Genomic DNA, 26,408 nt, shown 5'->3' on the forward strand with positions numbered 1-26,408 from the left:
CAAAGGCACAGATCCCTTAGACCTGCATGATTTCCTTTTCCTTCTCGGCAAGCAAGCGGTCGATCTCGGAAATCGTCTCGTCCGTCATCTTCTGGACGCGTTCCGACTGCGCCCTGCCCTCGTCCTGGCCGATCACGCCATCCTTTTCGGCTTTCTTGAGGCCGTCCATGCCGTCACGGCGGACGTGGCGAATCGCTACCTTGCTCTTTTCGGCATAATCGTGAGCCACCTTGACGAGCGACTTGCGGCGCTCCTCGTTCAGTTCCGGCAGCGGAATGCGCAGGTTCTGGCCGTCGACGATTGGGTTGAGGCCGAGATTGGATTCGCGAATTCCGCGGTCGACAGCGCCGACCATCGACTTGTCCCAGACGGACACCGACAGCATGCGCGGCTCCGGCACGGTGATGTTGGCGACCTGGTTCAGCGGCATGCGCGAACCGTAAGCCTCGACCGTCACCGGATCGAGAATATTGGCCGAGGCGCGACCGGTGCGCAGCGATGCAATGTCGCTCTTGAATGAGGAAATCGCACCGTCCATGCGGCGCTTCAGTTCCTTGATGTCGATACCTTCACTCATGTCTATGCTCCCGTCTGGCGAGGGCTGCGCCGGAAACGCGGCGCAGCTCATATCAATTGTCGGAGACGATGGTCTTGAGGCCACCGCCCGTCAAGATTTCAGCAAAACCGCCCTTCTCGTGGATCGAGAAGACGATGATCGGAATGGAATTCTCCCTGGCGAGCGCCACGGCGGCAACGTCCATCACCGCAAGCCCCCTGTCCAGCACCTCCTGGTGCGTCAGGCGGTCGAGGCGGGTCGCATCGGGATATTTCTTCGGGTCGGCGGTGTAGATGCCGTCCACCTGCGTGCCTTTGAAGATCGCTTCCGCGCCCATTTCGGCGGCACGGAGTGCCGCGGCGGAATCGGTGGTAAAGAAGGGGTTGCCGGTGCCGCCGGCGAAGATCACCACACGTCCCAGCGACAGATGATAGAGGGTCGCGCGCTGCGAGAAGCTTTCACAGATCTCGGGCATCGAGATCGCCGAGAGCACCACCGTGTCGATGTTCAGCTTGCGCAGCGAGGTCGCCAGCGCCAGCGCGTTGATGATGGTGCCGAGCATGCCCATGTGGTCGCCGGTGACCCGGTCGCCGCCCTTGGATGCAACGGCGACACCGCGAAAGATATTGCCGCCGCCGACGACGACGCCGACTTCCACGCCCATATGCCTTGCTTCGGCGATATCAGATGCAATCCGGTCCGCCACCGTGACATCGATCCCGAAACCCTGGCTACCCATGAGCGCTTCGCCGGAAGCCTTGAGTAGAACGCGTTTATAGACAGGCTCTAAAGACATCTTGGCTCCTCGTAAATTGCCGTGAATGCCCGATACACGAAGGGCATCGCGTTGTCACGCGATGCCCTTCGTGTTTTCCCAATTATGGGTGGAAGATCAGCCCTTGGCGGCAGCAGCAACTTCGGCTGCGAAATCGGTCTCTTCCTTCTCGACGCCTTCGCCGAGCAGAAGACGCGCCATGCCGGTGACTTCGATCGGCGCGCCGACAGCCTTTTCAGCTTCCTTGATGGCAGCTGCGACGGTCAGGTCAGGATTGATGACGAAAGCCTGCGAGAGAAGTGCAACTTCCTCGAAGAACTTGCGCATGCGGCCTTCGACCATCTTCTCGATGATGTTGTCGGGCTTGCCCGAAGCGCGCGACTGCTCGATGAAGACGTTGCGCTCGCGTTCGGCGACGGCGGCATCGACTTCTTCCGGGCGGATCGCCAGCGGCGCGGTCGCAGCGATATGCATGGCGACCTGACGGCCGATCGCGTTCAGGGCTTCCTTGTCGCCGGTCGACTTAAGAGCGACGAGAACGCCGAGCTTGCCGAGACCGTCGGAAACGGCATTGTGGATGTAGGTAGCGACGACGCCGTCTTCGACGGAGAGAGCGACTGAACGGCGGAGGTTCATGTTCTCGCCGATCGTTGCGATCGCATCCTTGATCGTGTCGGAAACGGACTTGCCGGATGCCGGGTATGTCGCAGCAGCAACAGCTTCTACGGTGCCGTCTGTGGAGACGGCGACCTTGGCGATGCCGCGGACGAGATCCTGGAAGGCATCGTTACGGGCGACGAAGTCGGTTTCGGAATTGACCTCGACGACGACGGCCTTCGTGCCGGCGCTCGCAACGGCGATGAGGCCTTCGGCAGCGGTGCGGCCGGACTTCTTGTCGGCCTTGGCGATGCCCTTGGCGCGCAGCCAGTCGATCGCCGCTTCCATGTCGCCATTGGTTTCAGCAAGAGCCTTCTTGCAGTCCATCATGCCTGCGCCGGTCTTCTCGCGCAGTTCCTTCACCATTGCAGCCGTAATCTCGCTCATTAGCTTCCTCTTGTCGGTTCACACGGTGGGCCGCAAAGCGCGGCTCGGCACCGGATTGACGCACGAAATGTACTTGTATGTATGACAGCGTGATGAAGACGCGCCATAACGAAACTTATCTGGCGAAGCGCCCGATGCCTTCGCCCTGAAACAGGCAAGGCCGCCGAACTTCGATGAGTCGCGAGCGGCCTTTCCCAGTCTCTGCAAGCTTTGGCGGATTTTTCGGTCCGCCCGCTTTCATCAGCCTTCGGCTGCTTCCTCGAGAGCCGGTTCGACCGGAACTTCGGAGGATGCGCCGAGATCGCGGCCGGAAGAGCTCTGCTGACGCGCGATGCCGTCGATGGCGGCGCGGGAGATCAGCTCGCAGTAGAGAGCGATCGCACGCGATGCGTCGTCGTTGCCCGGGATCGGATAGTCGATCAGGTCAGGGTCGCAGTTCGAATCGATGATGGCGACCACCGGGATGCCGAGGCGCTTGGCTTCGTCGATCGCGATCTTTTCCTTGTTGGTGTCGATGATGAACATCAGGTCGGGAGTGCCGCCCATATCGCGGATACCGCCGAGAGCCTTGTCAAGCTTTTCACGCTCGCGCTCGAGGTTCAGGCGTTCCTTCTTGGTGAAGCCCTGGGCTTCGCCACCGAGGATTTCGTCGAGCTTGCGCAGGCGCTGGATCGAGTTCGAGATCGTCTTCCAGTTCGTCATCATGCCGCCGAGCCAGCGCGAGTTGACGTAATACTGGGCCGAGCGCTTGGCGCTGTCGGCAATGATCTCCGACGCCTGGCGCTTCGTGCCGACGAAGAGAACGCGGCCGCCGCGGGCAACGGTATCGCTGACGACCTGAAGGGCGCGCGACAGCATCGGAACGGTCTGTGCCAGGTCGATGATGTGAATGTTGTTACGATCGCCGAAGATGTACGGCTTCATCTTCGGGTTCCAGCGGTGAGTCTGGTGACCGAAGTGAACGCCTGCCTCGAGAAGCTGGCGCATAGAAAAATCAGGCAATGCCATGCCTTTATACTCCTTTTCCGGTTGAACCTCCGCAAGGCGAACAGCATCCTCTTCGAGAATGCCACCGGCGGAACAGCCCGGATTTCTCCCGGACGATCCCATGCCTTACGTGTGGAATGCCGGTGCCCATACATTCGATTTGACGCAAAAGCAAGGCTCATGCCAAAAAATCGACTTTATTCGACTGAGGCGGCGACTATCCGCTCCCCTCGGATGCCGCTCAGCTTGCCAGCGTCGACAGCAGCGACAGCATGACACCGGCATCGGGCATCGGCAGGACGGCATCGACCTCGGCGGGAAGCAGGCCCGATACGGCGCTGTCCGCATTGCCGGTGGCGGTCCCGAGCGGACCGCGGAATCCATGCCTCGTCCAGGCGAGCTCCTGCAGCCGCGGGCTGGTCAGCGCCTCGATCAACCGGTTGGCGGTCTCGTCGACGACGATCAGCGGATGCGCGGAATAGACGGTCGGGCGCGGATAGAGCACCACCGGCTTTGCGCCGGCGCTTGCCTTGATGCGCTCCCAGCGCGTGGGATCGGCGAGGATCCATTCGACCAGCTGATTCTCGTAGCCGACGATCATCGGCTCGCCGCCGAGGCCGCCAGCCAGATACTGGTCGAAAAGCTTGCCCGATGAAGGCGATTTGAATCCCATGTTGCGGAAGATCGCCTGTACCTTGCCGCCGAACGTGGCAAGATCGGCTGATGTCGCGACATTGCCGCTGAAAAGGCTAAGCACGAGGCCTGCGAACATGAAGCCGGAATTGGAGCGGTTCGGATCGGTCGAGACGATGCGGGCGCGGCCGTAGAGCGAATTGACGCCGAGCTTCGACCAGTCGGCGCCGGCAAGGATGGCGTCAAGCAGCGCCTTGAGGTCGAGCTGGTGATGCCCTTCGTTCGTTACCGTCACCAATCCCGCTTTCATCAACCCATCGACCACGGGCTGCCAGGAATAGACGACGATGGGCGTGTTCAGGACGACGCGGTCGTTGCGAATGCTGACGCCATTTTGCCTGGCTATATCGACCATGATCGAGGAGGACGGCCAGAGGAATTGCGGATGCTGCGACAGCAGCGCCTGTTCGCGTACCATCTCCACCGAGCCCGCTACGCGGCTATCCACCGTCAATCCGTATCCGCCGAGCGCTCTGACGACATCAGGGTCGGCCAGGAAGGCTTCCTTCTCGCCGCCGACGAAGCCGAAAAACGTTGTGCGGCTGCCGAGCAGGCCCTGCAATTCCGGCCGGTCCCGGACGGCGAAATAACCGCCCGTGCCGACGATGCCGGCTCCGAGCAGTCCCACTCCAAAGGCGCGGCGAGAAAGGGCCATCAGCGTCCGAGATCCTCTTTGAGCGATGCCTGGATGAGGCGGAGATCGGTGTCGAGCGTGCCGAACTCTTCATCGACCAGGCTGTCGGCATAATGGACGAAGGCCTCCTCAAGCTTCACCAGCACGGCGCGCACCTCCTCCAACTGCCTGGGATCAGGAACGCGCTTGGCCTCGATGACGGCAAAACCTTCCGCCACCTCGGCGGCACGCGGCAGATAATAGGAGAGGAACCGCCGCACCGCGTTGGCGTTTTCGGGCTTGGCCTCGACCTTGCGGAACACGTCGGCGGCGATTTCGGCGAGGTGCAGGACAGCGGCCGCGGCCTGCTTGTCGCTTATCCCTTCAGCGGCAGTCTCCAGCCGCTCCGCAGAGGGAACGGCGGCCTCCAGCAGGTCACGGGCAAAGGCGACGCGCCCGCGGCCGATATTCTTGATATCGAGGCCTTCGAACAGGCGGCGTGGCGTCAGCAGAATGACGAGGCCGGCAAAGATGAAAAGGGCGATGATGGCGGCGATCCAGAAGGGCATGCCGGCGACAAAGCTCAGGAGCGGCACGGTGATTGCCGCCACCAGTCCCGCAGCGATCCAGTTGCCGTCATTGCCGAGCCAGTTGCGCATGCCTGTCCTAATTATAGCCGCGCGCGGTGCGGAAGGCGGTGGCAAGATCCGAGCCGCCGTCGAATACCCGCGCCGCGGTCAGCTTGGCGAGGCTGTCGAGCTGGGTTTTGTCGGCATCGCCGAATGTGATGCCGAAGATCGGCACATGCGGCTCCATCGCGTTCCATTCACGTGTGAAAGCCTGGCTTTGATCATCGGACTTCCCGTCGGTCATGATGACGATGGCGGGCAGATAAGTCGAGAGCCTGTCGGTTCTGGCGATCTGCTGCAAGGCGCGTTCGGCGCAGGCATACATGTTGGTGCCGCCATTGGCCCTCTGTTGCGAAATCTCGTTGAGCAACCCTTCCTGCTCCAGCGGATTTCCGCTTGCCATGAAGGTGTTGCGCACGCTGCCGTCGAAAGGAATGACGATGATCTGGTCGGCGGGCGACCATTGCACCAGCACCTTGCTCGCCTCGTCTGGTGTCAACAGGAAACGCATCGCCTTCTGCAGTTGATCCTCGCCGTTCCCCTGCATCGAGCCGGAAAAATCGAGGCAGAGCGCGGTCAGAGACGGCTTGCGCAGCGCGGCCTGATAGAGGGTGAGCGCCTGGCGGATGACGCCCGGCTCCGGCATGCGGATGGCGGTTACGAGCCGGGTGGGATCGAAATTCCAGTTCGGTTCCGGTTTGGCGGCAACGTCGGTCAATGGAATGCGCCGGCCGGTATCGGCGATGCGCTGCTGCACGGGGGCTGACCTGAGATAGGCGAGCAGATCGTTGAAGAAGGTCTGGACCTCGGGCCCGCGCCCGTGATCGACGAAGCCGATCGGCGAATCCGCCATGGCCACGCCATCGGCCGGATAAATCGCGTAAAGCGGCTCCTGCGACAGGGCGGCAAGCTTGTCGTTGGTCTCCTTCAGCACCGCCTCGTAGTTCCACATCGCGTCGTAGAGAGTGCCCTTGCTGGCGGCGCCGATGTAAAGGTCGGCGAGCCAACCCGAAGAACCTGAGGAACGCTCTACTCCTGAGAGCAGCGAGCGGACACTCTCCTGGGCGCTTTTGTTGTCGAGATCGCCAGGTTCGATCACCGGCCTGTTGCCGAGTGCGCTCGACAACATGGCGAGATAGGCGCTGGCGCCCGAGTTGGATTGCGTCGCCGATGTCATCAGGAATTTCAGCGATCCGCCTTCGACAGCGGCGAGGATGTCCTTCATGAAGACGTCCTTGCCGATCCAGCCGAGCTGCTGTGCCTTCGACCTGCGCACGCCCAATACCACCGGCGTTTGCGCGACCGAGGTCAGGCTCTTGACGCGACGCCTGGTGTCGAACATGTCGACCCAGACACTTGAGGCCGGCCAGACCGCGTCCTGCTCGACGCCCTGCTCATTCTGCAGCGCCAGGCCGATATCGAGCGTGCCTTCGTATTTGAAAGTGCAGGTGGCGTTCTTCTGCTTGCAGAATTCCTCGACGATCGGTTGCAGGACGGTGTTCTCCGACCCCGAGACGATCGAGAAATCCGGACCCCGGCTGAAGGAATCGCAGCCCGCAAGGGAAAGTGCGGCAAGAAGTGCCAAGCCCGAAAGCAGCGTTCGCATCGTCGTCTTGCCGATCACGCTTGGGTCATCGCCTTCTTGAGTTCAATCGTCATCTGCTCCATCTGCTGCTCGGCGAGCGCCCGCTTCCGGCGCCCCTCCTCCTGAACCTGAAGCACACCTGATATGGTGTCGATCAGATCCTTGTTCGCCTTGGCGAGCGTGTCGATGTCGACGATGCCGCGCTGCGACTGCTGTTCGATCGCGATCGCCTGGTCCTTCATCATTTCCGATGCCTGGCGGATCATGTCGTTGGTGGCGTCGGTCACCGCCTTCTGCAGGTCGAGCGCCGATTTCTGCCGTGTCAGGCCGAGCAGGATCACCATTTTCTGCTTCCAGGCCGGCACCGTCAGCGCCGAGGTGGCCTGCAGGTTCTCGATGAGTGTTTCGTCGCCTGCCTGGACGATGCGGATTTGCGGCAGCTGCTGGATGCCGAGCTGGCGGGCCTGCTGCAGGTAGAACACCCGCTTCTCCAGTCGGTCAAGCGCCTGCAGGCTGTCCTGATAGGTCTGCGCCTCCAGCATGCCGCCGCCGGGACCGGTCGCGGCGGCTTCGGCCTGCGCCTTCAGCTTCGGCAGCTCGACGCTGCGGAAACGCTCGGCAAAATTCTTGCCGGCCTGCACATAGGCGTCAAGGCGCATGATCGACTGCCTGGTTTCCTCATGCAGGTCGTCGAGCAGCGCGATGTCGCGCCTCAGCGTATCCTTGTGACGGTCGAGCTCCAGGCCGATCCGGTCGATCTGGCCGGCCACATCCTCGAATTCCTCCTTGAAGCGTTCGAGTTGCGCCTTGGCGGAGAGGAAGATGCGGCTGAGGAAACCCTTGTCCTTCAGCGATGCCGGATCGAGGCTCTTCGACTTGAGGATGATGTCGGTCAGCAGGCGGCCTACCTCGCCGAGATCCTTGTTGCGGACCTCGCGCAGGATCCTGTCTGCATAATCGCTGACCGTCTGCTGGGCACGATCGCCATAGACGGAAATGCCGGCGCGGTCGGTGATGCTGATGCTATCGGAAATGCGGGCAATTTCCGCCGGATCGGCGACAACAACCGGCAGGGCGGCATTCTGAACAGTCGCGACGTCGGTATCTGCCATAGGTCGGGCTTTCCAAGCTTGCGGCGCGCAATGGTCTTCGAGGCCTATCTTCGCAATAAACAGGCCTGGTCGCAATGGCTTGGCAGCAAAGATCGCGACCTCGAAGAGCACGACGACGCGCCAGCGACTCAGCCATTGCTGGTCGCCGAACCATAGTGAATTTTATGATACAGTTTTATGACGGCGCAGAAGCCCCGCCTACTTGCAGACCTCGGCCTTGCGATCGAGCAGCTCCAGCTTGGCGAGCTTTCCGGTTAGAACGAAATCGCCATAATCCATCGTCAGATCGCGGGTGATGCCGTTCTCATAAAGCTTGAAGGACATGCGATAGACAGGCAGCGCATCCGATTTCGCATTCTCGTTGAAATAGGCGATGGTCACCGGCCAGAAAGCAGCCTTTGAGAAGGCGCCGGCATTGCCGGCATCGGCCTCCTCGGCAACAGGGACTTCCTGTTTACCGACGATCGTTGTCGTTACCAGCGACTTATCGCCGTCATCAGAGCCGTCGAAGACACGGGCCTCAAAGAAGCGCTTGCCGTCCTTGGCATTCTGGATCACGTCGAGCATGTGCTCGGTCGGAAAACGGCTTTCGGCAAGCTGAAGTTCGCGGCTCGCCGGCTGCGTGAGATCAACCTTGACGCCGTCCGGCTGATCCTGGGCCGCGCCGTTGACCTCCTTGTCGAGCTGGTCGTCGGTGAAGGATTTGGTGTCGAAGGTGAATTTGCCGTCCTTCAGATTTTCGAAAGTCTTCGTCTGCTGGTCGCTGACGCGCACGCTGTCACCGGTGTTGATCTGCGTCACAAAACGGAAATTGGTGGTGAAGCCCTTGCAGTAGCTGCCGTCGAATTCATAGACCATGCGACCGTACATGCCGGCGATGCCGGAGCGGTCCGAGGCGTCCTTCAATTCCAGATCGTAGACCGCGCGATGTGCGACGAGGCCGGTCGCGATCGCAGCGCTTACCGCGGGCGCAGCCGCCCATGCACTGGCGGAAACGCTGGCGAAAAGCAGAGCGACAAGACTCGATCGGAACATTCATTAACTCCTGTTGGACTCGGTCGCGATGTTATAAGAACGCTTTCGGCCAAATCGAGGCTCGAACCTGTCATATTAAAGATTCCAGTCTTGATGCATAATTTTTGAAGAATTGACAACAAAAGCGGAGACGAAAATGTCCAATGAAATTGCAGCGCGCCTGACTGAGATGGGGATAACCCTGCCGGAAGCCGCAGCACCTGCTGCAAATTACGTTCCCTATGTCATCAGCGGCAATCTTCTCTACATCTCCGGCCAGCTGCCGCTCGAAGGCGGCAAGGTTGCAGTATCCGGCCATCTCGGCAAAACCGTCGATGTTGCCGCGGGTCAGCGTGGCGCCGAACTCTGCGCCATCAACATCCTTGCTCAGGCGAAGGCAGCGCTTGGCGGCGATCTCGGCCGCATTCGTCGTGTCATCAAGCTGAACGGCTTCGTCGCCTCGGCGCCCGACTTTGTCGAGCAGCATCTCGTCATCAATGGCGCCTCGAACCTGATTGCCGGCGTGCTCGGCGAAGCCGGCAAACATGCTCGTGCCGCCGTCGGCATGGCCGCCCTGCCGCTGAACGCCGCCGTCGAGATCGATGCTATCATGGAAATCGCAGAATGACCAATGCCGACTGGATCAAGGACGTGCCGGTTGCCCATCGCGGCTATCACGACCTCAACAGGCTTGTCTGGGAAAACACGCTTTCGGCCTTCTCGCGCGCCGTCGAAGCGGGCTTTGCGGTCGAATGCGACCTGCATTACGCCTCGGACGGCGTGCCGATCATCTTTCACGACGAGGATCTGCAGCGCCTCTGCAATCTCAACGGCGACATCCGCGAGCGTACCTCCAGGGAACTCGGACTGATCGCCATCGGCGGCACCAACGATAAGGTGCCGACGCTGCGCCAGCTCCTCGATCTCGTCAAGGGCAAGGTGCCGCTGGTGCTGGAGCTCAAGGGCCGCGAGGCCGATGACGAGGGATTTGCCGAAGCCGTGCTCGAGGTGCTCGAAGGCTATGAGGGCAAGGTCGCATTGATGAGCTTCGACCACTGGCTGCTGCGCGACCTAAAGACGCTTGGCTCACCCTATCCGCTCGGACTGACCGCCAACGGCAACACGCCGGAGGAGTTCGAGGCTCATGCGAAAGCGATGGCGATCGGTCTGGATTTCATCTCCTATTATTATGACGACCTGCCGAATGCCTTCATCACGGGCGAACGCGGAAAGGGTCTTCCCGTCATCACCTGGACGGTGCGTGACGAAGAAGCGCGCCGGCGTACATTCGCAAACGCCGACCAAATGACCTTCGAAGGCTTCGATCCGCGCGTGGTGGTTTGACGCTCGCTTTTTGGCCAAGATCATGCGCAGACTGACGTAGAGCCGAACCATCCCCCACAGGCTTCGCATTTGCCCCATGACCGATGAATTATCCATTCGCGTAGAACGCTCCTTCACCGCGATTTCCCCGGAGAGCTGGTCCAGACTTTCCGGGGCGTCGAAGGCTTGCAGCACGCTTGCCTATAATCCCTTCGTTTCGCACGCTTTTTTGTCGTCGCTGGAAGAATCCGGCTCAGCCACCGCCGAGACCGGCTGGCTCGGCCATCACCTGCTGCTCGAGACCGATCGCGGCGAACTGATCGGCGCCCTGCCCGGCTACCTCAAGAACCACAGCCAGGGCGAATATGTCTTCGACCACGGTTGGGCCGACGCCTTCGAGCGGGCCGGCGGACGCTATTATCCCAAACTCCAGTGCTCGATCCCGTTTACCCCGGCCACAGGTCCGCGTCTTCTTGTCGCCGAGGGCTTGCCGCGGCTGGCGATCCAGAATGCGATCGCCGAAAACCTGAAGGAGGTCGTGCGCCGGCTCGGCATCTCCTCGGCCCATATCACCTTCGTGCCCGACGAGGAGATCGGGGTCTTCGAGATGGACGGGTATCTGCACCGCACGGACCAGCAGTTCCATTTCATCAATGACGGCTATGCCAATCACGAGGAGTTTCTCGAAACGCTTGCCTCGCGCAAACGCAAGGCATTGCGCAAGGAGCGCCGTGCCGCCCTCGAAAACGGCATCAGCATCGACTGGCTGACCGGCAGCGATCTAACGGAGCGCATCTGGGACCAGTTCTTCAAGTTCTATATGGATACTGGAGGCCGTAAATGGGGCCGACCCTACCTCACCCGCAAGTTCTACTCGCTGATCGGCGAGCGCATGGCCGACGACATCCTGCTCGTCATGGCCAAGCGCGACGGCCGCTATATCGCCGGCGCGATTAATTTCATCGGCGGCGATACGCTTTACGGCCGTCACTGGGGCTGCATCGAGGATCATCCGTTCCTGCATTTCGAGGTCTGCTATCATCAGGCGATCGACTTCGCGCTGTCGAAAGGGCTGAAGCGAGTCGAGGCAGGCGCACAGGGCGAACACAAGCTCGCCCGCGGTTACCTGCCGGTGACGACGCATTCCGCCCACTACGTCGCCCATGCCGGCCTTCGTCGAGCGATCGGCGATTATCTCGCGCGCGAGCGCGCCGATGTCGAACATATGAGCGAGGTGCTGGGCGAGCACAGTCCCTTCCGCAAGGGCGAGCGTCAGCAGGAGGATTGACGCCGCCCTGCCGGCCGCGCTACCCGATCAACAGGAACTGAGGAGATTTCGCGATGACCAGCCCGGCCGCCTATGACGACAACAATATCTTCGCCAAGATCCTGCGTGGCGAAATCCCCTCGCATCGAGTCTACGAGGACCAAAATACGGTCGCCTTCATGGATGTAATGCCGCAGGCGCCGGGCCACGTGCTCGTCGTTCCGAAGGCGCCGTCCCGCAATATCCTCGATGCCGATCCCGCCACCCTCACTCATGCAATTATCGTCGTCCAGAAGGTCGCTAAGGCGCTCGAGGAGGTCTTCGATGCCGATGGCGTATTCATCGCCCAGTTCAACGAACCGGCCGCTGGGCAAACGGTGTTCCATCTGCATTTCCACATCATCCCTCGCCATCAGGGCGTGGCGCTCAAGCCGCATTCCGGCAGGATGGAGGACGGCGCCGTGCTTGCAGCCAATGCCGAAAAGATCAGGGCAGCGCTGGCGTAGCACCGGCTTTGGCCAATGCCCCAAAACAAAAAAGGCCGCTGTTGAGCGGCCTTTTCCAATTTAGTGATGATATCTCACTTCTTGCGCGGAACCTTCGGAACCGTGCTTCCCTTTTTCGGAGCGTCGCGGACCTCAGGCTCGGCCTGCGGGACTGTCTTGGCGCGGGCCTTGGGCGCCGCTTTCGTCTTCAGCTCGCCATCGCCCTGGTCATCGGCTTCGGGATGGACGACTTCCGCTTCCGGCTTCGGCTTGATCGGAGCCGTATCCGGAATGGCTTCCAGCACGATGCCCGGCTTGCCGTCTTCCTTCGGACCGACGGTGACGTTGACAACGCCGCCCTTTTTCAGCTTGCCGAAGAGGATCTCGTTGGCAAGCGGCTTCTTGATCGTGTCCTGGATCACGCGGGCAAGCGGGCGGGCGCCCATCTTCTCGTCGTAACCCTTTTCCGCCAGCCAGGCGATCGCATCCTCGTGCAGGTCGAAGGTGACATTCCTTTCGGAAAGCTGGGCCTCCAACTGCATGATGAACTTCTGCACGACCTTGTGAATGACGGCCGTCGGCAGCGCCGCGAAGGGAATGATCGCGTCGAGACGGTTGCGGAATTCCGGCGTGAAGAGACGGGTCAGCGCCTCCTCGTCCTCGCCGGTGCGCTTGGACGAACCGAAGCCGATCGCGGCCTTGGCCATTTCCGAAGCGCCCGCATTGGTCGTCATGATCAGGATGACGTTGCGGAAGTCGATCTTCTTGCCGTTATGGTCGGTCAGCGTGCCGTGGTCCATGACCTGCAACAAGATATTGTAGATATCGGGATGCGCCTTCTCGATTTCGTCGAGCAGGACCACGCAATGCGGATGCTGATCGACGCCATCTGTAAGAAGACCGCCCTGGTCGAAACCGACATAGCCGGGAGGTGCACCGAGCAGGCGCGAAACTGTGTGCCGCTCCATGTACTCGGACATGTCGAAGCGCAGAAGCTCGACGCCAAGCGACGACGCCAGCTGCTTAGCAACCTCGGTCTTGCCGACGCCGGTCGGACCCGAGAAGACATAGGAGCCGATCGGCTTGTTCGGTTCACGAAGGCCGGCACGCGCCAGCTTGATCGAGGTCGAGAGGGCTTCGATCGCGATATCCTGGCCGTAGACAACCGAACGCAGTTCCTGCTCGAGATTGGCGAGCACGGCTTCGTCGTCCTTCGATACGGTCTTCGGCGGAATGCGGGCCATCGTCGCGATCGTCGCCTCGATCTCCTTTTCGGTGATCAGCTTGCGGCGCTTCGACGGCGGCAGCAGCATCTGAGCCGCACCCGTCTCGTCGATCACGTCGATCGCCTTGTCGGGCAGCTTGCGGTCGGAGATGTAGCGGGCCGACAGTTCGACGGCCGACTTGATCGCATCGTTCGAATACCTGAGGTGGTGATACTCTTCGAAATAGGGCTTCAGGCCCTTCATGATCTCGATCGCATCATCGATCGACGGTTCGCTGACGTCGATCTTCTGGAAACGCCGGACCAGCGCCCGGTCTTTCTCGAAGAACTGGCGGTATTCCTTGTACGTGGTCGAACCGATGCAGCGGATCGCGCCCGACGAAAGCGCCGGCTTCAGCAGGTTCGATGCATCCATCGCGCCGCCCGACGTGGCGCCGGCGCCGATCACCGTATGGATCTCGTCGATGAAGAGCACGGCGCCCGGATATTCTTCCAGCTCCTTGACAACCTGCTTCAGGCGCTCTTCGAAATCGCCGCGATAACGTGTGCCGGCGAGCAACGTGCCCATGTCGAGCGAGAAGATCGTCGCATCGGCGAGCGCTTCGGGAACCTTGCCTTCGACGATGCGCTTGGCAAGGCCTTCGGCGATCGCCGTCTTGCCGACGCCGGGATCACCGACATAGAGCGGATTGTTCTTCGAACGGCGGCACAGGATCTGGATGGTGCGGCTCACCTCGGCGTGACGGCCGATCAGCGGGTCGATCTTGCCACCCTTGGCCTTCTCGTTGAGATTGACGCAATAGGCCTTGAGCGCATCCTGCTGCTTCTTGGGGCCGCCTTCCTCTTCGCCGCCGCGCGCCGTCGGCTTGCTTTCCGATTCGTCCTCAGCACCGCGCGGAGGACGAGCCTCCGAAACGCCAGGCCGCTTGCCGATGCCGTGGGAGATGTAGTTGACGGCGTCGTAGCGGGTCATCTCCTGCTCCTGCAGGAAATAGGCGGCATGGCTTTCGCGCTCCGCGAAGATCGCGACGAGCACGTTGGCACCGGTTACTTCCTCGCGGCCGGACGATTGCACGTGAATGACGGCACGCTGGATGACACGCTGGAAGCCGGAGGTCGGCTTGGAATCCTCGTCATAACCCGTGATCAGATTGGAAAGTTCGTTATCGACATATTCGACGAGCGTCTTGCGGAGCGCATCGAGATCGACATTGCATGCACCCATAACCGCTGCCGCATCGGCATCGTCGATCAGGGCGAGCAGCAGATGCTCGAGCGTCGCATATTCGTGGTGCCGCTCGTTGGCAAAGGTCAGTGCCTGATGGAGCGCCTTCTCTAAACTAGGCGAAAATGTTGGCACGTTCAGATCCTCACTTCTTTTCCATGACGCATTGCAGCGGATGCTGGTGCTGCCGGGCGAAGTCCATCACCTGGCTGACCTTCGTTTCCGCTACCTCGTATGTGAATATTCCGCATTCCCCGACGCCGTGATTGTGGACATGGAGCATGATGCGGGTGGCACTTTCACGATCCTTCTGAAAAAAACGCTCCAGAATATGAATGACAAATTCCATGGGTGTGTAGTCGTCATTCAAAAGCAGCACGCGGTAGAGATTAGGCTTCTTGGTCTTCGGCTTCGTGCGTGTGATGACCGAGGTTCCGCGATTTCCGTTGTCCCCGTTCCTTTCGCTGTCGTTCTGCATCCGGATCGGCTTTGCGATCATTGTCATTCATTCCTCGATCAATCCGGCGGAGCATGGGAGGGTGCTTTTCCCGCCGAATATCTGAAACACTAACTTAGTTCATAATAGGCTGATTTTAAGCCCCCTGTCAGACACTGCAATCAAGAAATGCCCGGCATTCACGGGAAAGACCAAAAAAGTCCCTGGCCAATCCCATGCAGGCGTTGCAGCAAAAGCGGAAACAAAAAAGACCGGCCACAGATGAGTAGCCGGTCCCTATTTTTCAATATGTAGCGCAGGTTGCGCTGTCAAAATCGCCTTATGCGGCGACGGATGCCGTCGGCTGCGCCGATTTCGGCGCCTTGGAGACGGCAGCAGCGATCGGAGCCTCGTAGGGCTTGTAGGCGGACTTGGCGAGATCGGCATACATCTCGCCGAGCTTCGTCGTTTCGGAGACGAAGCCTTCGAAATACGACTTTACGTAGCTGGTCTGCAGCTCGAAGGCCGCCTCAAAGCTTTTGGCGCCGGCCAGCGTTTCGAAATGCGTTACCGCGTCCTGAAAGGATTTCTTCGAATATTCAGCGGCTTCGGCGGCGATCGCCTGAAAGCCCTTGGCTGTGTCGGAATAGGTTCTCAGCGCCGTATCGACGGCTTCCTTGCTCTTCTTGTTGGCATCGTCAAAGTTGAACATGGCCGTCCTCCGTTGGGGCTGTTGGTGGCGGCAGGGTAGCTGCAACGCACAAATAGTCAAGTAGTCTTGTGCGCCGCAAAACACCCATTGGTTGCATTACAATTATATAACAAAGTAAGCGCGCTGGGGCACGTACGTCTTTAATTGATTTTGCTAATATATATCACAATGCCACAACCGGAAGCTTTAAATAAATTTTGGCCCGGGAGCGAAAAAACAAAAAAGACCGGGCGGATCGCGCCGCCCGGTCCTCTTGGAGCTTTCGAGGACGATCAAAGATCGACGTCGAGGATCGCCATCGAAAAGTTGTAGGAGCGATCGCCGTCCTCGTCATCGATATAGACGACGCCCAGAAATTCTTCGCCGAGGTAGACTTCCGCAGAATCATTCTTGCGCGGACGCGCCTTGACGATGATCTGTGGGTTGAACATGCGTTTGAAATAGGCGTCGAGCTTCTTGATTTCTTCTGGCTTCACTCTGTCATCTCCGTGAACGGTCTTGATGAGCCGCTTCTTGCACAGCAAAAGCAGCGGTGTAAAGGCAGAGTTGCCGCTTGGAACAGCTGTCCCCGCTCCAATCCTGCCGACTTCTCCTACCCTCTTCCAACAGGCGCTCAGATATCGGCGCCGATGACCTGGTCCATATTGCGCGACGGCTCGGAACAACCAGCCTCGCCGACAACCTTGGCCGGAACGCCCGCGACCGTCTTCTTGGGCGGCACGGCCTTCAGGACGACCGAACCGGCCGCGACACGCGAGCAATAGCCGATTTCGATATTGCCAAGAATCTTCGCGCCGGCGCCGATCATGACGCCGCTGCCGATCTTCGGATGGCGGTCGGCGCCCTCCTTGCCGGTGCCACCGAGCGTGACCCCGTGCAGGATCGAGACGTTGTCGCCGATAACGGCTGTCTCGCCGACGACGAGGCCGGTCGCATGATCAAGGAAGATGCCTTTGCCGATGCGGGCGGCCGGATTGATGTCGGTCTGGAAGACGCTGGAGGAGCGGCTCTGCAGATAGAGCGCGAAATCACGCCGACCGCGGTTCAGCAGCCAATGAGCCAGACGATGCGTCTGCAGCGCATGGAAGCCCTTGAAATAGAGCACCGCCTCCATGAAACGCAGGCAGGCGGGATCACGGTCGTAGATGGCCTGGATGTCGACGCGCAGGATGGAGCCCCACTCAGGCCAATCGAGGAGCATTTCCTCGAAGGTCTGGCGAAGCAGGTTCGCCTGCATATCCGGATGGTCGAGACGTTCGCAGATGCGGTGAATGACGCATTCCTCGAGCGAATGGTAGTTGATCACCGTCGAGTAGAGGAAAGCGGCGAGAACCGGGTCACTTTCGGCTGCGATCCTTGCTTCCTCGCGCAGGCTGTCCCAGATGGGATCCATCACCTTCACGGGATGGCCTGTCTCAAAAGCACGAATGTCTGTCTTTGCGACCATCGCCGCTCTCCTCGCTGCCTTCAGGAATGCCGTTTTCGGAATGCCGATATATAGAGGAAAACGCCAATAACATAAATGGGTGCCATCGCCATGGTTTTTTAGCATGGCTTTTCGGCTTCACGATGATGTCACCGACGATGTCACCCCTTGGCGACTCTCGCATAAAAGGCCAGCACCGCCTGCTTGAAAACCTTGTCGCCGACGGCGAGCATATGATCGCGGCCCGGAATATCGAGCGCTTCGGCATTGGGCATCAGCGCCGCCAATTCCTGCGGCGAACCGGCAATATCGTCCTTGGTGCCGACACCGATCAGCGTCGGCATGTCGAGTTTGCCCATATCCGAGCGGGCGACGAGATCGCGCGAGCCGCGGATGCAGTCGGCAAGGGCGATGCGGTCACTCTTCGTCTGCTCGGCGAAGGCGCGGAACATGCGGCCGCGGGCATGTGTCACCTCGTCCAGCGAGGGAGCAAGCAGCGCATCGGCAATCGGATCCCAGTCGCCGACGCCATCGGTCATGCCGATGCCGAGGCCGCCGAGCACCAGCGAACGGACGCGATGCGGATTGGCGAGTGCTGCAAAGACGGAAATGCGCGCGCCCATGGAATAGCCCATGACATTGGCTTCCGGGATGCCGAGATGGTCGAGCAGCGCTATTGCATCGCCTGCCATGACCCAAGGACGATAGGCTTGCGCATCGTGCGGCTTGTCGCTTGCACCATGGCCGCGATTGTCGATGGCGATCACTCGGTAACCGGCATCATCAAGCGTCTTCAGCCAGCCCGGATGCACCCAGTTGACGTTTGCCGTCGAGGCAAAGCCGTGGATCAACAGCACCGGCACACCGGACGGATCGCCCTCGTCGAAAAAGGCAAGCCGCAATCCGTCATGGGTGAAGCTTGAAAATGCAGGCGTATTCAGGTTCATCGGACCTTCCTTTTTGGCGCGACCATAATCGAGCCGCCTGTCAGCGTGAAGCCAAAAACTGTGGCTGGTACAGCGCTTTGGCTCTACACATTTGCGACGAAGGCTTATAAGGTCCGCGCACGTTTCAAAGCATTCGGAGAGCGACATGGCCGGCCACAACATTCCCCACTTCCAGAACGACGGCGGTCACCGCGTCATCGAGGTCGGCGTCAAGGAATTCATGTGCACCGGCGCTTCGGCTCCCTTCGACCATCCGCACATCTTCATCGACATGGGCGACGACGACGAGAAAGTCTGCTCCTACTGCTCGACGCTCTATCGCTTCAATTCCGCGCTCAAGCCCAGCCAGACCAATCCGGCCGGCTGTGTTTTCCACGTAAAGGCGGCCTAACCCGTCCAGCTTGGGATCGGACGGACAATGCCGGTCGAACATGCCGCCATCATTGGCGCCGGGATATCAGGGCTGACCGCTGCCCTTTCGCTTTCGCGGCGTGGCATCAGCTCTGATATCTTCGAGCAGGCGGGCGAACTCACCGAAGTCGGCGCCGGATTGCAGGTGTCGCCGAACGCCTCCCGCATCCTTGCCGAACTCGGCATCCTGGAAGGGCTTTCGAAAGTCTGGCTGGAGCCGGACGCGATCCGGCTAATTTCGGGCAGTTCGCTCCGCCAGCTCGCGGCCGTTCCGGCAGGCAATTTCGCGCGCGAGCGCTGGGGCGCTCCTTATGGCGTCCTGCATCGCACCACATTGCAGAAGGCTCTTCTGGCCGCCGTCGAGGCCGATCCGCTCTGCCGGCTTCATCTCGGCGTACGGATGGAGACGGGTCTGCCGTCATTCGAGCGGCCGGCCGATCTCGTCATCGGCGCGGACGGCGTGTGGTCGAAGCTCCGGCCATCCGTTCCCGGCAGTCCCTCGCCGCGCTTTTCCGGCAATGTCGCCTACCGCTTCACCATTGCCGAAGACGAGGCGCCCGGTTTTCTCGACCGGGCAAGCGTTTCCGCCTTCCTCGGCGGGGCGGCGCATCTCGTCTGCTATCCCTTAAAAGAGACCGGCAGCTTCAACATGGTGGCGATCACCGCCGGCAACCTTGCGCCGCAGGCCTGGCAAAGCGAACCGACGGAAGAGCAGCGCGCGCAGTTGCGGGCGCGCCTTTCCGGCTGGAACGCTGCGATCCTCACATTGTTCGAAAGACAGGGCAAATTGACCTTCTGGCCGCTGTTCGAAACCACTACAGGGGCGTGGCAGGACGGCCGCAAGACGGTTCTGATCGGCGACGCTGCACATGCGATGATGCCCTTTGCCGCGCAGGGAGCGGCGATGGCGATCGAAGACGCTTACGAGCTTGCCGCATTTCTTTCCGATCGTCCCGTTGCGGAAGCGTTGGCGCTCTTCGAAAGACATCGCGCGCCGCGCATTGCAAGGCTCCGCCAGCGCGGCGCCTTCAACCGGTTCGCCTATCATGCGAAGGGACCGATCCGGATCGGCCGCGATCTCGTGCTTGGCCTCAAGCCGCCGCAAAGTCTCGCGGCGGATCTCGACTGGATCTACGGCTATCGCGCCCTCCATCTGCCGTAAGGTGCAGCGGGCGACGGCGGCGCCCCGTCTCTCTTCTCAGGCGAGACTTGCAGCCGCAAAACCCCGCTCGATATCGGCCTTGAGGTCGGCCACGTCCTCGATGCCGATCTGCAGGCGGATGACCGGGCCCTCAGTCGGGGCCTTGGCAACCTTGCGGTCGTTGAGATTGGCGTGCAGCGCGAGGCTTTCAAAGCCACCCCAGGAATAGCCGAGACCGAAAATCCGGAGCGCGTCGAGGAAGGCATGCGCCTTTGCCTTGAACTTCTCGGGATGGTCTGCGGCAAGCACGAAGGAAAAGATGCCGCTCGCGCCCTTGAAATCGCGTTTCCAGATGGCGTGAGAGGGAAAACTCGGAAGAGCCGGGTGCAGCACGCGGGCGACATCCTCCCTGCCCTCCAGCCATTCCGCGATTTCAAGCGCGCTTTCGTAGTGCCGCTCGAGGCGCAGTCCCATGGTGCGCAGTCCGCGCAGGATCTGGTAAGCATCGTCGGGTGCGCCGCAGATACCAAGCACGCCGTTGGCTTCCTTCAGCCTTGGCCAATACTCGGCATTGGCCGATACCGTCCCGAGCAGGATATCGGAATGGCCGGACGGGTATTTCGTCGATGCGTGGATGGAGATGTCGACGCCGTAATCGAGCGGCCTGAAATAGAGCGGCGTCGCCCAGGTATTGTCCATCATGACGACGGCGCCGTGGCGGTGCGCAACCGCAGAGATCGCCGGAATATCTTGCATTTCGAAGGTATTGGAACCGGGAGCCTCGGTGTGGACGAGCTTCGTGTTCGGCCGAAACAGCGTCTCGATGCCGGCACCGATCGCCGGATCGTAATATTCCACCTCGACTCCCAGACGCTTCAGCATCGTATCGCAGAAATGGCGCGTCGGGCCGTAAACCGAATCGACGACGAGTGCATGATCGCCGGCGGCGACGAAACCCAGGAACGGAATGGTGACGGCCGCCAGCCCCGAGGGTACGAGGATCGTGCCGGCCGAACCTTCGAGTGCATCGATCGCCTCGCAGAGCGCGTCCGTGGTCGGTGTGCCGCGCGTCCCGTAGGTATATTTCTGCGCATGCGTTTCCATCGTCCGCGCATTCGGAAACAGCACCGTCGAAGCATGCACGACCGGCGGATTGACGAAGCCGTGATAGTCGAACGGGTCATTGCCGATATGGGTCAGGCGGGTATTGATGCCGGCATTCTGCAGCAAGCTGTCTTTGTCTTTCATGTCGGAAATAGCCTTTGGCGAAGGGTCGCGAAACCAAACCTTTGGACGCCTCGCCGTTTCCGGTCAACCCCTTGGAGGCTGGTTGCCGGTGACGTCGAGCACGACGGAATTTTCGATTTTCGCGTTATTTTTCCGCAACTGGACGCCTATTTCATAGCCAATCGCCCATGAATGCAGCCCAATCTGCCAAAATGCTAAATTTTGCCGCAATTATTGATGGCGACACTTGACCATGGTGACATTTGCGACTGTGATAGACCCACTCGCGCCGGGAGGGTGTCGAGGCACATTGGGGGCGGCAGGTTTTCCGCCGGGACTTCCCCACAAGAAAATATAAGACAACGGAAAAGGTTGGGAAAAATGAAGAACAAGCTCCTGTCCGCCGCTCTCGGCGCAGCAGTTTTGGCACTTGGCGCCTCGGCCGCCTCGGCCACCACTCTCGGAGACGTAAAAGCGAAGGGTTTCGTGCAATGCGGCGTCAATACCGGTCTTCTGGGTTTCGCACAGCCTGATGCTTCCGGCAATTGGGCCGGTTTCGACGTCGACTTCTGCAAGGCCGTCGCTTCCGCCGTCTTCGGCGATCCGACCAAGGTGAAATACACGCCGCTGTCGGCGAAGGATCGTTTCCCGGCACTGCAGTCCGGCGAAATCGACATCCTGTCGCGCAACACCACCTGGTCGATCAACCGCGATACCGCGCTCGGCTTCAACTTCCGCCCGGTCACCTACTATGACGGTCAGGGCTTCATGGTTCGCAAGAGCCTGAACGTGAAGTCGGCACTGGAACTCTCGGGCGCCGCCATCTGCGTACAATCGGGCACCACCACCGAACTGAACCTCGCCGACTATTTCAAGGCGAACAACCTTCAGTACAATCCGGTCGTCTTCGAGAAGCTCGAAGAAGTCAACGCCGCTTATGATTCCGGTCGTTGCGACGTCTACACGACCGACCAGTCCGGCCTTTATTCGCTGCGTCTGACGCTGAAGAACCCCGACGAGCACGTCGTCCTTCCGGAGATCATCTCCAAGGAGCCGCTCGGCCCGGCAGTCCGCCAGGGTGACGACCAGTGGTTCGACATCGTGTCGTGGACGGCCTATGCGCTGATCAACGCCGAAGAATTCGGCATCACCCAGGCGAATGTCGACGAAATGAAGAACTCGCCGAACCCCGATATCAAGCGCTTCCTCGGCAGCGAGGCTGACACCAAGATCGGCACCGACCTCGGCCTGACCAATGACTGGGCCTATAACATCGTCAAGAACGTCGGCAATTACGGCGAGGTCTTCGAACGCAACATCGGCCAGGGCAGCCCGCTGAAGATCCAGCGCGGCCTCAACGCTCTCTGGAACAAGGGCGGCATCCAGTACGCTCCGCCGGTTCGCTGATTGCGCACCGCTTGAAAAGCCGGGAAAGGCGGTAAAACGCCTTTCCTCTTCCAAAAAAGAAAAGCCCAAAAACGGGCTCACAGGGGAATGGCGCGGTATGACGCAAGAGGCTTCTGTACCTTACGATACCGGCTGGAGCTTGAGCTCAGCCATGTACGACCCGAAAATTCGGGGCATCTTCTTCCAGATCGTAACCGTCGTGGTGATTGCTGTGCTGACCATATGGGTCACGCACAATACGGCGGTAAACCTCGCCCGCAGCAACACGGCATCCGGCTTCGCCTTCCTGCGCGGACGCGCCGGCTTCGAGATCGGCCAATCGCTGATCGGCTATTCGAGCGATTCCACCTACGGACGCGCACTGCTCGTCGGGATCCTGAACACGGTCCTGGTCGCCGTCACCGGCATCATCACGGCGACGATCATCGGCTTCATCATCGGCATCGGCCGGCTGTCGCACAACTGGCTGATCGCCAAGCTCTGCACCGTCTATGTCGAGGTGTTCCGCAACATCCCGCCGCTGCTCGTCATCTTCTTCTGGTATTCCGGCGTTCTCGCCGTGCTGCCGCAGCCGCGCGATTCACTGCACCTGCCGCTTAACATGTTCCTTAACAATCGCGGCCTCGCCTTCCCCAAGCCGATTTTCGAGACCGGCATGTGGGCCGTCGGGATCGCATTGTTGATCGGGATCGTCGCCACCGTCTTCACTGCGCGCTGGGCGCACAAGCGCCAGGCGGCAACGGGCAAGCAGTTCCACACGATCTGGGCGTCGGTCGGCCTGATCGTCGGGCTTCCGATCGTCGCCTTTCTGTTGAGCGGCCTGCCGCTGTCGTTCGACATGCCGGTCGCCGGCAAGTTCAACCTGACCGGCGGCAGCGTCGTCGGTCCGGAGTTCATGTCGCTCTTCCTGGCTCTCTCCTTCTATACCGCCTCGTTCATCGCCGAGATTGTGCGCAGCGGCATTCGCGGCGTGCCGAAGGGCCAGTCGGAAGCGGCAGGCGCACTCGGCCTGCATCCATCGAGCATCACGCGCCTCGTTGTGGTGCCGCAGGCTCTGCGCATCATCATTCCGCCACTGACGAGCCAATATCTGAACCTGACGAAGAATTCCTCGCTGGCGATCGCCATCGGTTTCGCCGATTACTTCGCCGTCAGCGGCACAATTCTCAACCAGACCGGTCAGGCCGTCGAGCTGATGTTCCTCGTGGTGATCGCCTACCTGCTGCTCAGCATCGTGACATCGCTCTTCATGAACTGGTTCAACGCCAAAATGGCCCTGGTGGAGCGATAAGATGTCTGTATCCAACCAATCCTTCGTCAGAACCACCATACTGGCACCGGAACCAGCCCCGCGCGGCGAAAGGGGTGCGCTTGCCTGGGTCCGCAAGAACCTGCTTGCAACCCCCAGGGATGTGGTGATGACGGTGCTTGCGCTCGCCGTTCTCGCCTGGGTGCTGCCGCATATGATCAACTGGCTGTTCATCCAGGCCGTGTGGAGCGGACCGGACCGGACGTTCTGTGCCACAACAGTGCAGGGCGGCATCCAGCCGGATGGCTGGAGCGGCGCCTGCTGGGCCTTCGTCAACGCCAAGTTCGACCAATTCGTCTACGGCCGTTATCCGCTCGCAGAGCGCTGGCGGCCGACGATCGTCGGCATCCTCTTCATCGCTTTGATGACGCCGATGCTGATCCCGCGCGCGCCGCGCAAGGGGCTGAACGCCATCCTGCTGTTCATTGCCCTGCCTATTCTGTCCTTCTGGCTGCTCTGCGGCGGTTTCGGGCTCGAGCCGGTCGAAACCTCGCTCTGGGGCGGCCTGATGGTGACGCTGGTTCTCTCCTTCGTCGGCATCGCCGTCTCGCTTCCCTTCGGCGTCATCCTGGCGCTCGGGCGGCGCTCGAACATGCCGATCATCCGCACCGTCTGCATCGCCTTCATCGAAATCATCCGCGGCATTCCCCTGATCGCCGTGCTGTTCATGGCAAGCGTCATGCTGCCGCTGTTCCTGCCGACCGGCTGGAATGTCGACAAACTGCTGCGAGCGCTGATCGGCGTTGCGATCTTTACCTCGGCCTATATGGCGGAGGTTATCCGTGGCGGCCTGCAGGCTATCCCGAAGGGCCAGTTCGAGGGCGCCGATTCGCTCGGTCTCAGCTACTGGCAAAAGATGCGGCTGGTCATCCTGCCGCAGGCCATCAAGCTTGTCATACCGAGCATCGTCAACACGTTCATCGGAACGTTCAAGGACACGTCGCTGGTCTCGATCATCGGCATGTTCGATCTGCTCGGCATCGTCCGCCTGAACTTCAGCGACGCTTACTGGGCCAGCGCCGTCACGCCGCTCACCGGCCTGATCTTCGCCGGCTTTACCTTCTGGCTGTTCTGCTTCGGCATGTCGCGCTATTCAAGCTTCGTGGAACGCCATCTCGATACCGGCCACAAACGATAAGAACGCCAAAACGATAAGAATGAGGGAAAGTAACATGGCTGAAGCTCCAGCGAAAAAGCTCACCGTTTCCGCAACGGAAGTGGCGGTCGAGATCATCAACATGAACAAGTGGTATGGCGATTTCCACGTGCTGCGCGATATCAACCTCAAGGTCATGCGCGGCGAGCGCATCGTCATCGCCGGCCCGTCGGGCTCGGGCAAATCGACGATGATCCGCTGCATCAACCGCCTGGAGGAACATCAGAAGGGCCAGATCATCGTCGACGGCACCGAGCTCACCAACGATCTCAAGAAGATCGACGAGGTCAGGCGCGAAGTCGGCATGGTGTTCCAGCACTTCAACCTCTTCCCGCACCTGACGATCCTCGAAAACTGCACGCTGGCGCCGATCTGGGTGCGCAAGATGCCGAAGAAGCAGGCGGAAGAGATCGCCATGCACTTCCTGAAGCGCGTCAAGATCCCGGAACAGGCCAACAAATATCCGGGCCAGCTTTCCGGCGGCCAGCAGCAGCGCGTGGCGATCGCCCGCTCGCTCTGCATGAACCCGAAGATCATGCTGTTCGACGAGCCGACTTCGGCGCTTGACCCCGAAATGATCAAGGAAGTGCTCGACACCATGGTGGGTCTTGCCGAGGAAGGCATGACCATGCTCTGCGTGACCCATGAAATGGGCTTTGCCCGCCAGGTCGCCAACCGCGTCATCTTCATGGACCAGGGCCAGATCGTCGAACAGAATTCACCGGCCGAGTTCTTCGACAATCCGCAGCACGAACGCACCAAGCTGTTCCTCAGCCAGATCCTGCACTAAGAGAGCGAAGCGAGCTTGTTGAAGACCCGCCGAGCCTGGCTCGGCGGGTTTTTGATATTTAACGGGAGGCCGTTATCCGCAAGAGCTGGCAGAGACCGGCAAGACCGGCATCGGAGCCGCCCGAGGCGGAAATATCGACGCAACGAATGAGGATCTTGCGCCGTTGATCGGCAGGCATGCTGCGGAAGGCATCGAGGGTGCGAGCCTCAGCCGCATCGGCGGTGGCGTCCGGCGCAGCCGCCGTAGCGCCCTCACCGCTCGCGCCGCCAACGGAAGCTGTGGCTTTGGTATCGATCCCGCGGAAGCCGCCGGTGCGTGCGTTGATATCAGCATTGACTCCGCGCCCGCCGCCGAGCCCGGCATTGGCGTTTGCGCCGAGGCCATTGCTGTCGCCGGCATTGGCAGTTGCATCCGCATTGACGCCATTCGAGCCGCCGACGGATGCGTTGGCTGTTGCATCAACACCGCCTCCGCCACCGAGCGAAGCTCCAGCATTGGCGCTGACGGCATTGCCTGCATTCGTCGTCACGCCGACGTCGATCGCCCGTGCTTGGCCTACCGGCATGGCAAGGACGGCACAGGATGCGAACAGGACAAGCGGCAGTCCAAGGTGCTTATGAGTCATGATCTTCCTCCGTTTCCATAGGCCGAACGACCGGTCCGGCGGCAGAAAATCGAGGAACGCGCGTGCCTTCGATCGATTGGGCGCCTGCACCTGCAGGACGCTCATGCAAGGCAACGTGATGGGCTTGCGAATGTTTCCCCTCGCCGTGCCGCAAGCGGGCGTTGCGACCGGCGATAATGATTCATGCTTAACGCCATATGAGTAGGAGGCGGGCCGACTGTACCAAAAGCGGGCACCAGGCCGATCACTCTGCCAAGGGGTCCTGGTTTTGCTATCCTTGATTGAAGA

Annotated in this window: 27 protein-coding genes; 10 read left to right on the top strand and 17 right to left on the bottom strand. The window is 60.5% G+C overall.

The features are described 5' to 3' along the window. Positions 1–16: 16 nt before the first annotated feature. The 9 genes from frr to EFB14_RS05420 form a co-directional block, all read right to left on the bottom strand. Entirely contained in the window at positions 17–577 is a 561-nt protein-coding gene (gene frr, locus EFB14_RS05380; RefSeq protein ID WP_126823361.1) for a ribosome recycling factor, read from the bottom strand. A gap of 52 nt (positions 578–629) precedes the next feature. Further along, entirely contained in the window at positions 630–1,352 is a 723-nt protein-coding gene (gene pyrH / locus EFB14_RS05385; RefSeq protein ID WP_125844820.1) for a UMP kinase, read from the bottom strand. Positions 1,353–1,448: 96 nt separating this feature from the next. Beyond that, entirely contained in the window at positions 1,449–2,375 is a 927-nt protein-coding gene (tsf, locus tag EFB14_RS05390) for a translation elongation factor Ts (protein ID WP_126823362.1), read from the bottom strand. A 240-nt stretch (positions 2,376–2,615) separates the two neighbouring features. Then, positions 2,616–3,383 (bottom strand): 30S ribosomal protein S2, encoded by a 768-nt coding sequence (rpsB, locus tag EFB14_RS05395; RefSeq protein ID WP_008526906.1) that lies wholly within the window; start codon positions 3,381–3,383, stop codon positions 2,616–2,618. Between the two features lie 220 nt (positions 3,384–3,603). Continuing rightward, the gene (locus EFB14_RS05400) at positions 3,604–4,710 is read right to left on the bottom strand and encodes a substrate-binding domain-containing protein (RefSeq protein WP_126823364.1); all 1,107 of its coding nucleotides are present in this window, start codon (positions 4,708–4,710) and stop codon (positions 3,604–3,606) included. Then, the gene (locus EFB14_RS05405) at positions 4,710–5,327 is read right to left on the bottom strand and encodes a 5-bromo-4-chloroindolyl phosphate hydrolysis family protein (RefSeq protein WP_126823366.1); all 618 of its coding nucleotides are present in this window, start codon (positions 5,325–5,327) and stop codon (positions 4,710–4,712) included. The genes EFB14_RS05400 and EFB14_RS05405 overlap by 1 nt, the downstream gene beginning before the upstream one ends. Positions 5,328–5,334: 7 nt before the next feature. After that, positions 5,335–6,903 carry a substrate-binding domain-containing protein gene (locus EFB14_RS05410; RefSeq protein ID WP_126823554.1) on the bottom strand — a complete coding sequence of 523 codons (1,569 nt, stop codon included), beginning with the start codon at positions 6,901–6,903 and terminating at the stop codon, positions 5,335–5,337. Between the two features lie 14 nt (positions 6,904–6,917). Then, entirely contained in the window at positions 6,918–7,994 is a 1,077-nt protein-coding gene (locus EFB14_RS05415; RefSeq protein WP_126823368.1) for a toxic anion resistance protein, read from the bottom strand. Between the two features lie 198 nt (positions 7,995–8,192). Further along, positions 8,193–9,029 carry a cell envelope integrity EipB family protein gene (locus tag EFB14_RS05420; RefSeq protein ID WP_126823370.1) on the bottom strand — a complete coding sequence of 279 codons (837 nt, stop codon included), beginning with the start codon at positions 9,027–9,029 and terminating at the stop codon, positions 8,193–8,195. Positions 9,030–9,165: 136 nt separating this feature from the next. Here EFB14_RS05420 and EFB14_RS05425 point away from each other — a divergent pair, with 136 nt between their 5' ends. From EFB14_RS05425 to EFB14_RS05440, 4 genes are all read left to right on the top strand, one after another. Beyond that, positions 9,166–9,636 carry a RidA family protein gene (locus EFB14_RS05425; RefSeq protein WP_126823372.1) on the top strand — a complete coding sequence of 157 codons (471 nt, stop codon included), beginning with the start codon at positions 9,166–9,168 and terminating at the stop codon, positions 9,634–9,636. Next, the gene (locus tag EFB14_RS05430) at positions 9,633–10,352 is read left to right on the top strand and encodes a glycerophosphodiester phosphodiesterase (RefSeq protein ID WP_126823374.1); all 720 of its coding nucleotides are present in this window, start codon (positions 9,633–9,635) and stop codon (positions 10,350–10,352) included. Before EFB14_RS05425 ends, EFB14_RS05430 begins: the two co-directional genes overlap by 4 nt. Before the next feature lie 76 nt (positions 10,353–10,428). After that, positions 10,429–11,619: a GNAT family N-acetyltransferase gene (locus EFB14_RS05435; RefSeq protein WP_126823376.1), complete on the top strand. Its 1,191-nt coding sequence runs from the start codon at positions 10,429–10,431 to the stop codon at positions 11,617–11,619. Positions 11,620–11,672: 53 nt separating this feature from the next. Next, entirely contained in the window at positions 11,673–12,104 is a 432-nt protein-coding gene (locus EFB14_RS05440) for an HIT family protein (protein WP_126823378.1), read from the top strand. A gap of 74 nt (positions 12,105–12,178) precedes the next feature. Here EFB14_RS05440 and clpA read toward each other — a convergent pair whose 3' ends face one another. The 6 genes from clpA to EFB14_RS05470 form a co-directional block, all read right to left on the bottom strand. Then, positions 12,179–14,668, bottom strand: a complete 2,490-nt coding sequence (gene clpA, locus EFB14_RS05445) for an ATP-dependent Clp protease ATP-binding subunit ClpA (protein WP_126823380.1) — start codon at positions 14,666–14,668, stop codon at positions 12,179–12,181. A 10-nt stretch (positions 14,669–14,678) separates the two neighbouring features. After that, on the bottom strand, positions 14,679–15,032 hold the full coding sequence (gene clpS / locus EFB14_RS05450; protein WP_008526939.1) for an ATP-dependent Clp protease adapter ClpS: 354 nt from the start codon (positions 15,030–15,032) through the stop codon (positions 14,679–14,681). Between the two features lie 277 nt (positions 15,033–15,309). Continuing rightward, positions 15,310–15,681: a phasin family protein gene (locus EFB14_RS05455; RefSeq protein WP_126823382.1), complete on the bottom strand. Its 372-nt coding sequence runs from the start codon at positions 15,679–15,681 to the stop codon at positions 15,310–15,312. Positions 15,682–15,953: 272 nt separating this feature from the next. Next, on the bottom strand, positions 15,954–16,157 hold the full coding sequence (locus EFB14_RS05460; protein WP_010021897.1) for a DUF3126 family protein: 204 nt from the start codon (positions 16,155–16,157) through the stop codon (positions 15,954–15,956). Between the two features lie 137 nt (positions 16,158–16,294). After that, positions 16,295–17,128 carry a serine O-acetyltransferase gene (gene cysE / locus EFB14_RS05465; RefSeq protein WP_126823384.1) on the bottom strand — a complete coding sequence of 278 codons (834 nt, stop codon included), beginning with the start codon at positions 17,126–17,128 and terminating at the stop codon, positions 16,295–16,297. Positions 17,129–17,268: 140 nt separating this feature from the next. Further along, positions 17,269–18,054 carry an alpha/beta fold hydrolase gene (locus EFB14_RS05470; protein WP_126823386.1) on the bottom strand — a complete coding sequence of 262 codons (786 nt, stop codon included), beginning with the start codon at positions 18,052–18,054 and terminating at the stop codon, positions 17,269–17,271. Between the two features lie 145 nt (positions 18,055–18,199). Here EFB14_RS05470 and EFB14_RS05475 point away from each other — a divergent pair, with 145 nt between their 5' ends. Both EFB14_RS05475 and EFB14_RS05480 read left to right on the top strand, forming a co-directional pair. Next, positions 18,200–18,445, top strand: a complete 246-nt coding sequence (locus tag EFB14_RS05475) for a zinc-finger domain-containing protein (protein WP_126823388.1) — start codon at positions 18,200–18,202, stop codon at positions 18,443–18,445. Positions 18,446–18,472: 27 nt separating this feature from the next. After that, a complete protein-coding gene (locus tag EFB14_RS05480; RefSeq protein ID WP_126823390.1) occupies positions 18,473–19,627 on the top strand; it encodes an FAD-dependent monooxygenase in 1,155 nt (384 codons plus the stop codon). Between the two features lie 36 nt (positions 19,628–19,663). Here EFB14_RS05480 and EFB14_RS05485 read toward each other — a convergent pair whose 3' ends face one another. After that, positions 19,664–20,854, bottom strand: a complete 1,191-nt coding sequence (locus EFB14_RS05485) for a cystathionine beta-lyase (RefSeq protein ID WP_126823392.1) — start codon at positions 20,852–20,854, stop codon at positions 19,664–19,666. Between the two features lie 360 nt (positions 20,855–21,214). Here EFB14_RS05485 and EFB14_RS05490 point away from each other — a divergent pair, with 360 nt between their 5' ends. The 4 genes from EFB14_RS05490 to EFB14_RS05505 all read left to right on the top strand — a co-directional run bounded on the left by EFB14_RS05490 (position 21,215) and on the right by EFB14_RS05505 (position 25,495). Continuing rightward, complete coding sequence (locus tag EFB14_RS05490; RefSeq protein WP_126823394.1) at positions 21,215–22,240, top strand: amino acid ABC transporter substrate-binding protein; 1,026 nt, start codon at positions 21,215–21,217, stop codon at positions 22,238–22,240. Positions 22,241–22,337: 97 nt separating this feature from the next. Continuing rightward, positions 22,338–23,531, top strand: a complete 1,194-nt coding sequence (locus EFB14_RS05495) for an amino acid ABC transporter permease (RefSeq protein WP_126823396.1) — start codon at positions 22,338–22,340, stop codon at positions 23,529–23,531. Between the two features lies 1 nt (position 23,532). After that, positions 23,533–24,687, top strand: a complete 1,155-nt coding sequence (locus EFB14_RS05500; RefSeq protein WP_126823398.1) for an amino acid ABC transporter permease — start codon at positions 23,533–23,535, stop codon at positions 24,685–24,687. A 34-nt stretch (positions 24,688–24,721) separates the two neighbouring features. Further along, complete coding sequence (locus tag EFB14_RS05505) at positions 24,722–25,495, top strand: amino acid ABC transporter ATP-binding protein (RefSeq protein ID WP_012483654.1); 774 nt, start codon at positions 24,722–24,724, stop codon at positions 25,493–25,495. A gap of 58 nt (positions 25,496–25,553) precedes the next feature. Here EFB14_RS05505 and EFB14_RS05510 read toward each other — a convergent pair whose 3' ends face one another. Next, positions 25,554–26,120, bottom strand: coding sequence for a hypothetical protein (locus EFB14_RS05510; RefSeq protein ID WP_245438206.1), 567 nt, complete (start codon positions 26,118–26,120; stop codon positions 25,554–25,556). Positions 26,121–26,408 lie beyond the last annotated feature (288 nt).

This window comes from Rhizobium fabae, assembly GCF_003985135.1.
Lineage (GTDB): Bacteria > Pseudomonadota > Alphaproteobacteria > Rhizobiales > Rhizobiaceae > Rhizobium > Rhizobium pisi.

Excerpts from the sequence above, each read along its gene's own strand:
- frr (WP_126823361.1), bottom strand. The coding sequence starts at position 577 with ATGAGTGAAGGTATCGACATCAAGGAACTGAAGCGCCGCATGGACGGT.
- pyrH (WP_125844820.1), bottom strand. The coding sequence starts at position 1,352 with ATGTCTTTAGAGCCTGTCTATAAACGCGTTCTACTCAAGGCTTCCGGC.
- tsf (WP_126823362.1), bottom strand. The coding sequence starts at position 2,375 with ATGAGCGAGATTACGGCTGCAATGGTGAAGGAACTGCGCGAGAAGACC.
- rpsB (WP_008526906.1), bottom strand. The coding sequence starts at position 3,383 with ATGGCATTGCCTGATTTTTCTATGCGCCAGCTTCTCGAGGCAGGCGTT.
- EFB14_RS05400 (WP_126823364.1), bottom strand. The coding sequence starts at position 4,710 with ATGGCCCTTTCTCGCCGCGCCTTTGGAGTGGGACTGCTCGGAGCCGGC.
- EFB14_RS05405 (WP_126823366.1), bottom strand. The coding sequence starts at position 5,327 with ATGCGCAACTGGCTCGGCAATGACGGCAACTGGATCGCTGCGGGACTG.
- EFB14_RS05410 (WP_126823554.1), bottom strand. The coding sequence starts at position 6,903 with ATGCGAACGCTGCTTTCGGGCTTGGCACTTCTTGCCGCACTTTCCCTT.
- EFB14_RS05415 (WP_126823368.1), bottom strand. The coding sequence starts at position 7,994 with ATGGCAGATACCGACGTCGCGACTGTTCAGAATGCCGCCCTGCCGGTT.
- EFB14_RS05420 (WP_126823370.1), bottom strand. The coding sequence starts at position 9,029 with ATGTTCCGATCGAGTCTTGTCGCTCTGCTTTTCGCCAGCGTTTCCGCC.
- EFB14_RS05425 (WP_126823372.1), top strand. The coding sequence starts at position 9,166 with ATGTCCAATGAAATTGCAGCGCGCCTGACTGAGATGGGGATAACCCTG.
- EFB14_RS05430 (WP_126823374.1), top strand. The coding sequence starts at position 9,633 with ATGACCAATGCCGACTGGATCAAGGACGTGCCGGTTGCCCATCGCGGC.
- EFB14_RS05435 (WP_126823376.1), top strand. The coding sequence starts at position 10,429 with ATGACCGATGAATTATCCATTCGCGTAGAACGCTCCTTCACCGCGATT.
- EFB14_RS05440 (WP_126823378.1), top strand. The coding sequence starts at position 11,673 with ATGACCAGCCCGGCCGCCTATGACGACAACAATATCTTCGCCAAGATC.
- clpS (WP_008526939.1), bottom strand. The coding sequence starts at position 15,032 with ATGATCGCAAAGCCGATCCGGATGCAGAACGACAGCGAAAGGAACGGG.
- EFB14_RS05455 (WP_126823382.1), bottom strand. The coding sequence starts at position 15,681 with ATGTTCAACTTTGACGATGCCAACAAGAAGAGCAAGGAAGCCGTCGAT.
- cysE (WP_126823384.1), bottom strand. The coding sequence starts at position 17,128 with ATGGTCGCAAAGACAGACATTCGTGCTTTTGAGACAGGCCATCCCGTG.
- EFB14_RS05470 (WP_126823386.1), bottom strand. The coding sequence starts at position 18,054 with ATGAACCTGAATACGCCTGCATTTTCAAGCTTCACCCATGACGGATTG.
- EFB14_RS05475 (WP_126823388.1), top strand. The coding sequence starts at position 18,200 with ATGGCCGGCCACAACATTCCCCACTTCCAGAACGACGGCGGTCACCGC.
- EFB14_RS05480 (WP_126823390.1), top strand. The coding sequence starts at position 18,473 with ATGCCGGTCGAACATGCCGCCATCATTGGCGCCGGGATATCAGGGCTG.
- EFB14_RS05485 (WP_126823392.1), bottom strand. The coding sequence starts at position 20,854 with ATGAAAGACAAAGACAGCTTGCTGCAGAATGCCGGCATCAATACCCGC.
- EFB14_RS05490 (WP_126823394.1), top strand. The coding sequence starts at position 21,215 with ATGAAGAACAAGCTCCTGTCCGCCGCTCTCGGCGCAGCAGTTTTGGCA.
- EFB14_RS05495 (WP_126823396.1), top strand. The coding sequence starts at position 22,338 with ATGACGCAAGAGGCTTCTGTACCTTACGATACCGGCTGGAGCTTGAGC.
- EFB14_RS05500 (WP_126823398.1), top strand. The coding sequence starts at position 23,533 with ATGTCTGTATCCAACCAATCCTTCGTCAGAACCACCATACTGGCACCG.
- EFB14_RS05505 (WP_012483654.1), top strand. The coding sequence starts at position 24,722 with ATGGCTGAAGCTCCAGCGAAAAAGCTCACCGTTTCCGCAACGGAAGTG.
- EFB14_RS05510 (WP_245438206.1), bottom strand. The coding sequence starts at position 26,120 with ATGACTCATAAGCACCTTGGACTGCCGCTTGTCCTGTTCGCATCCTGT.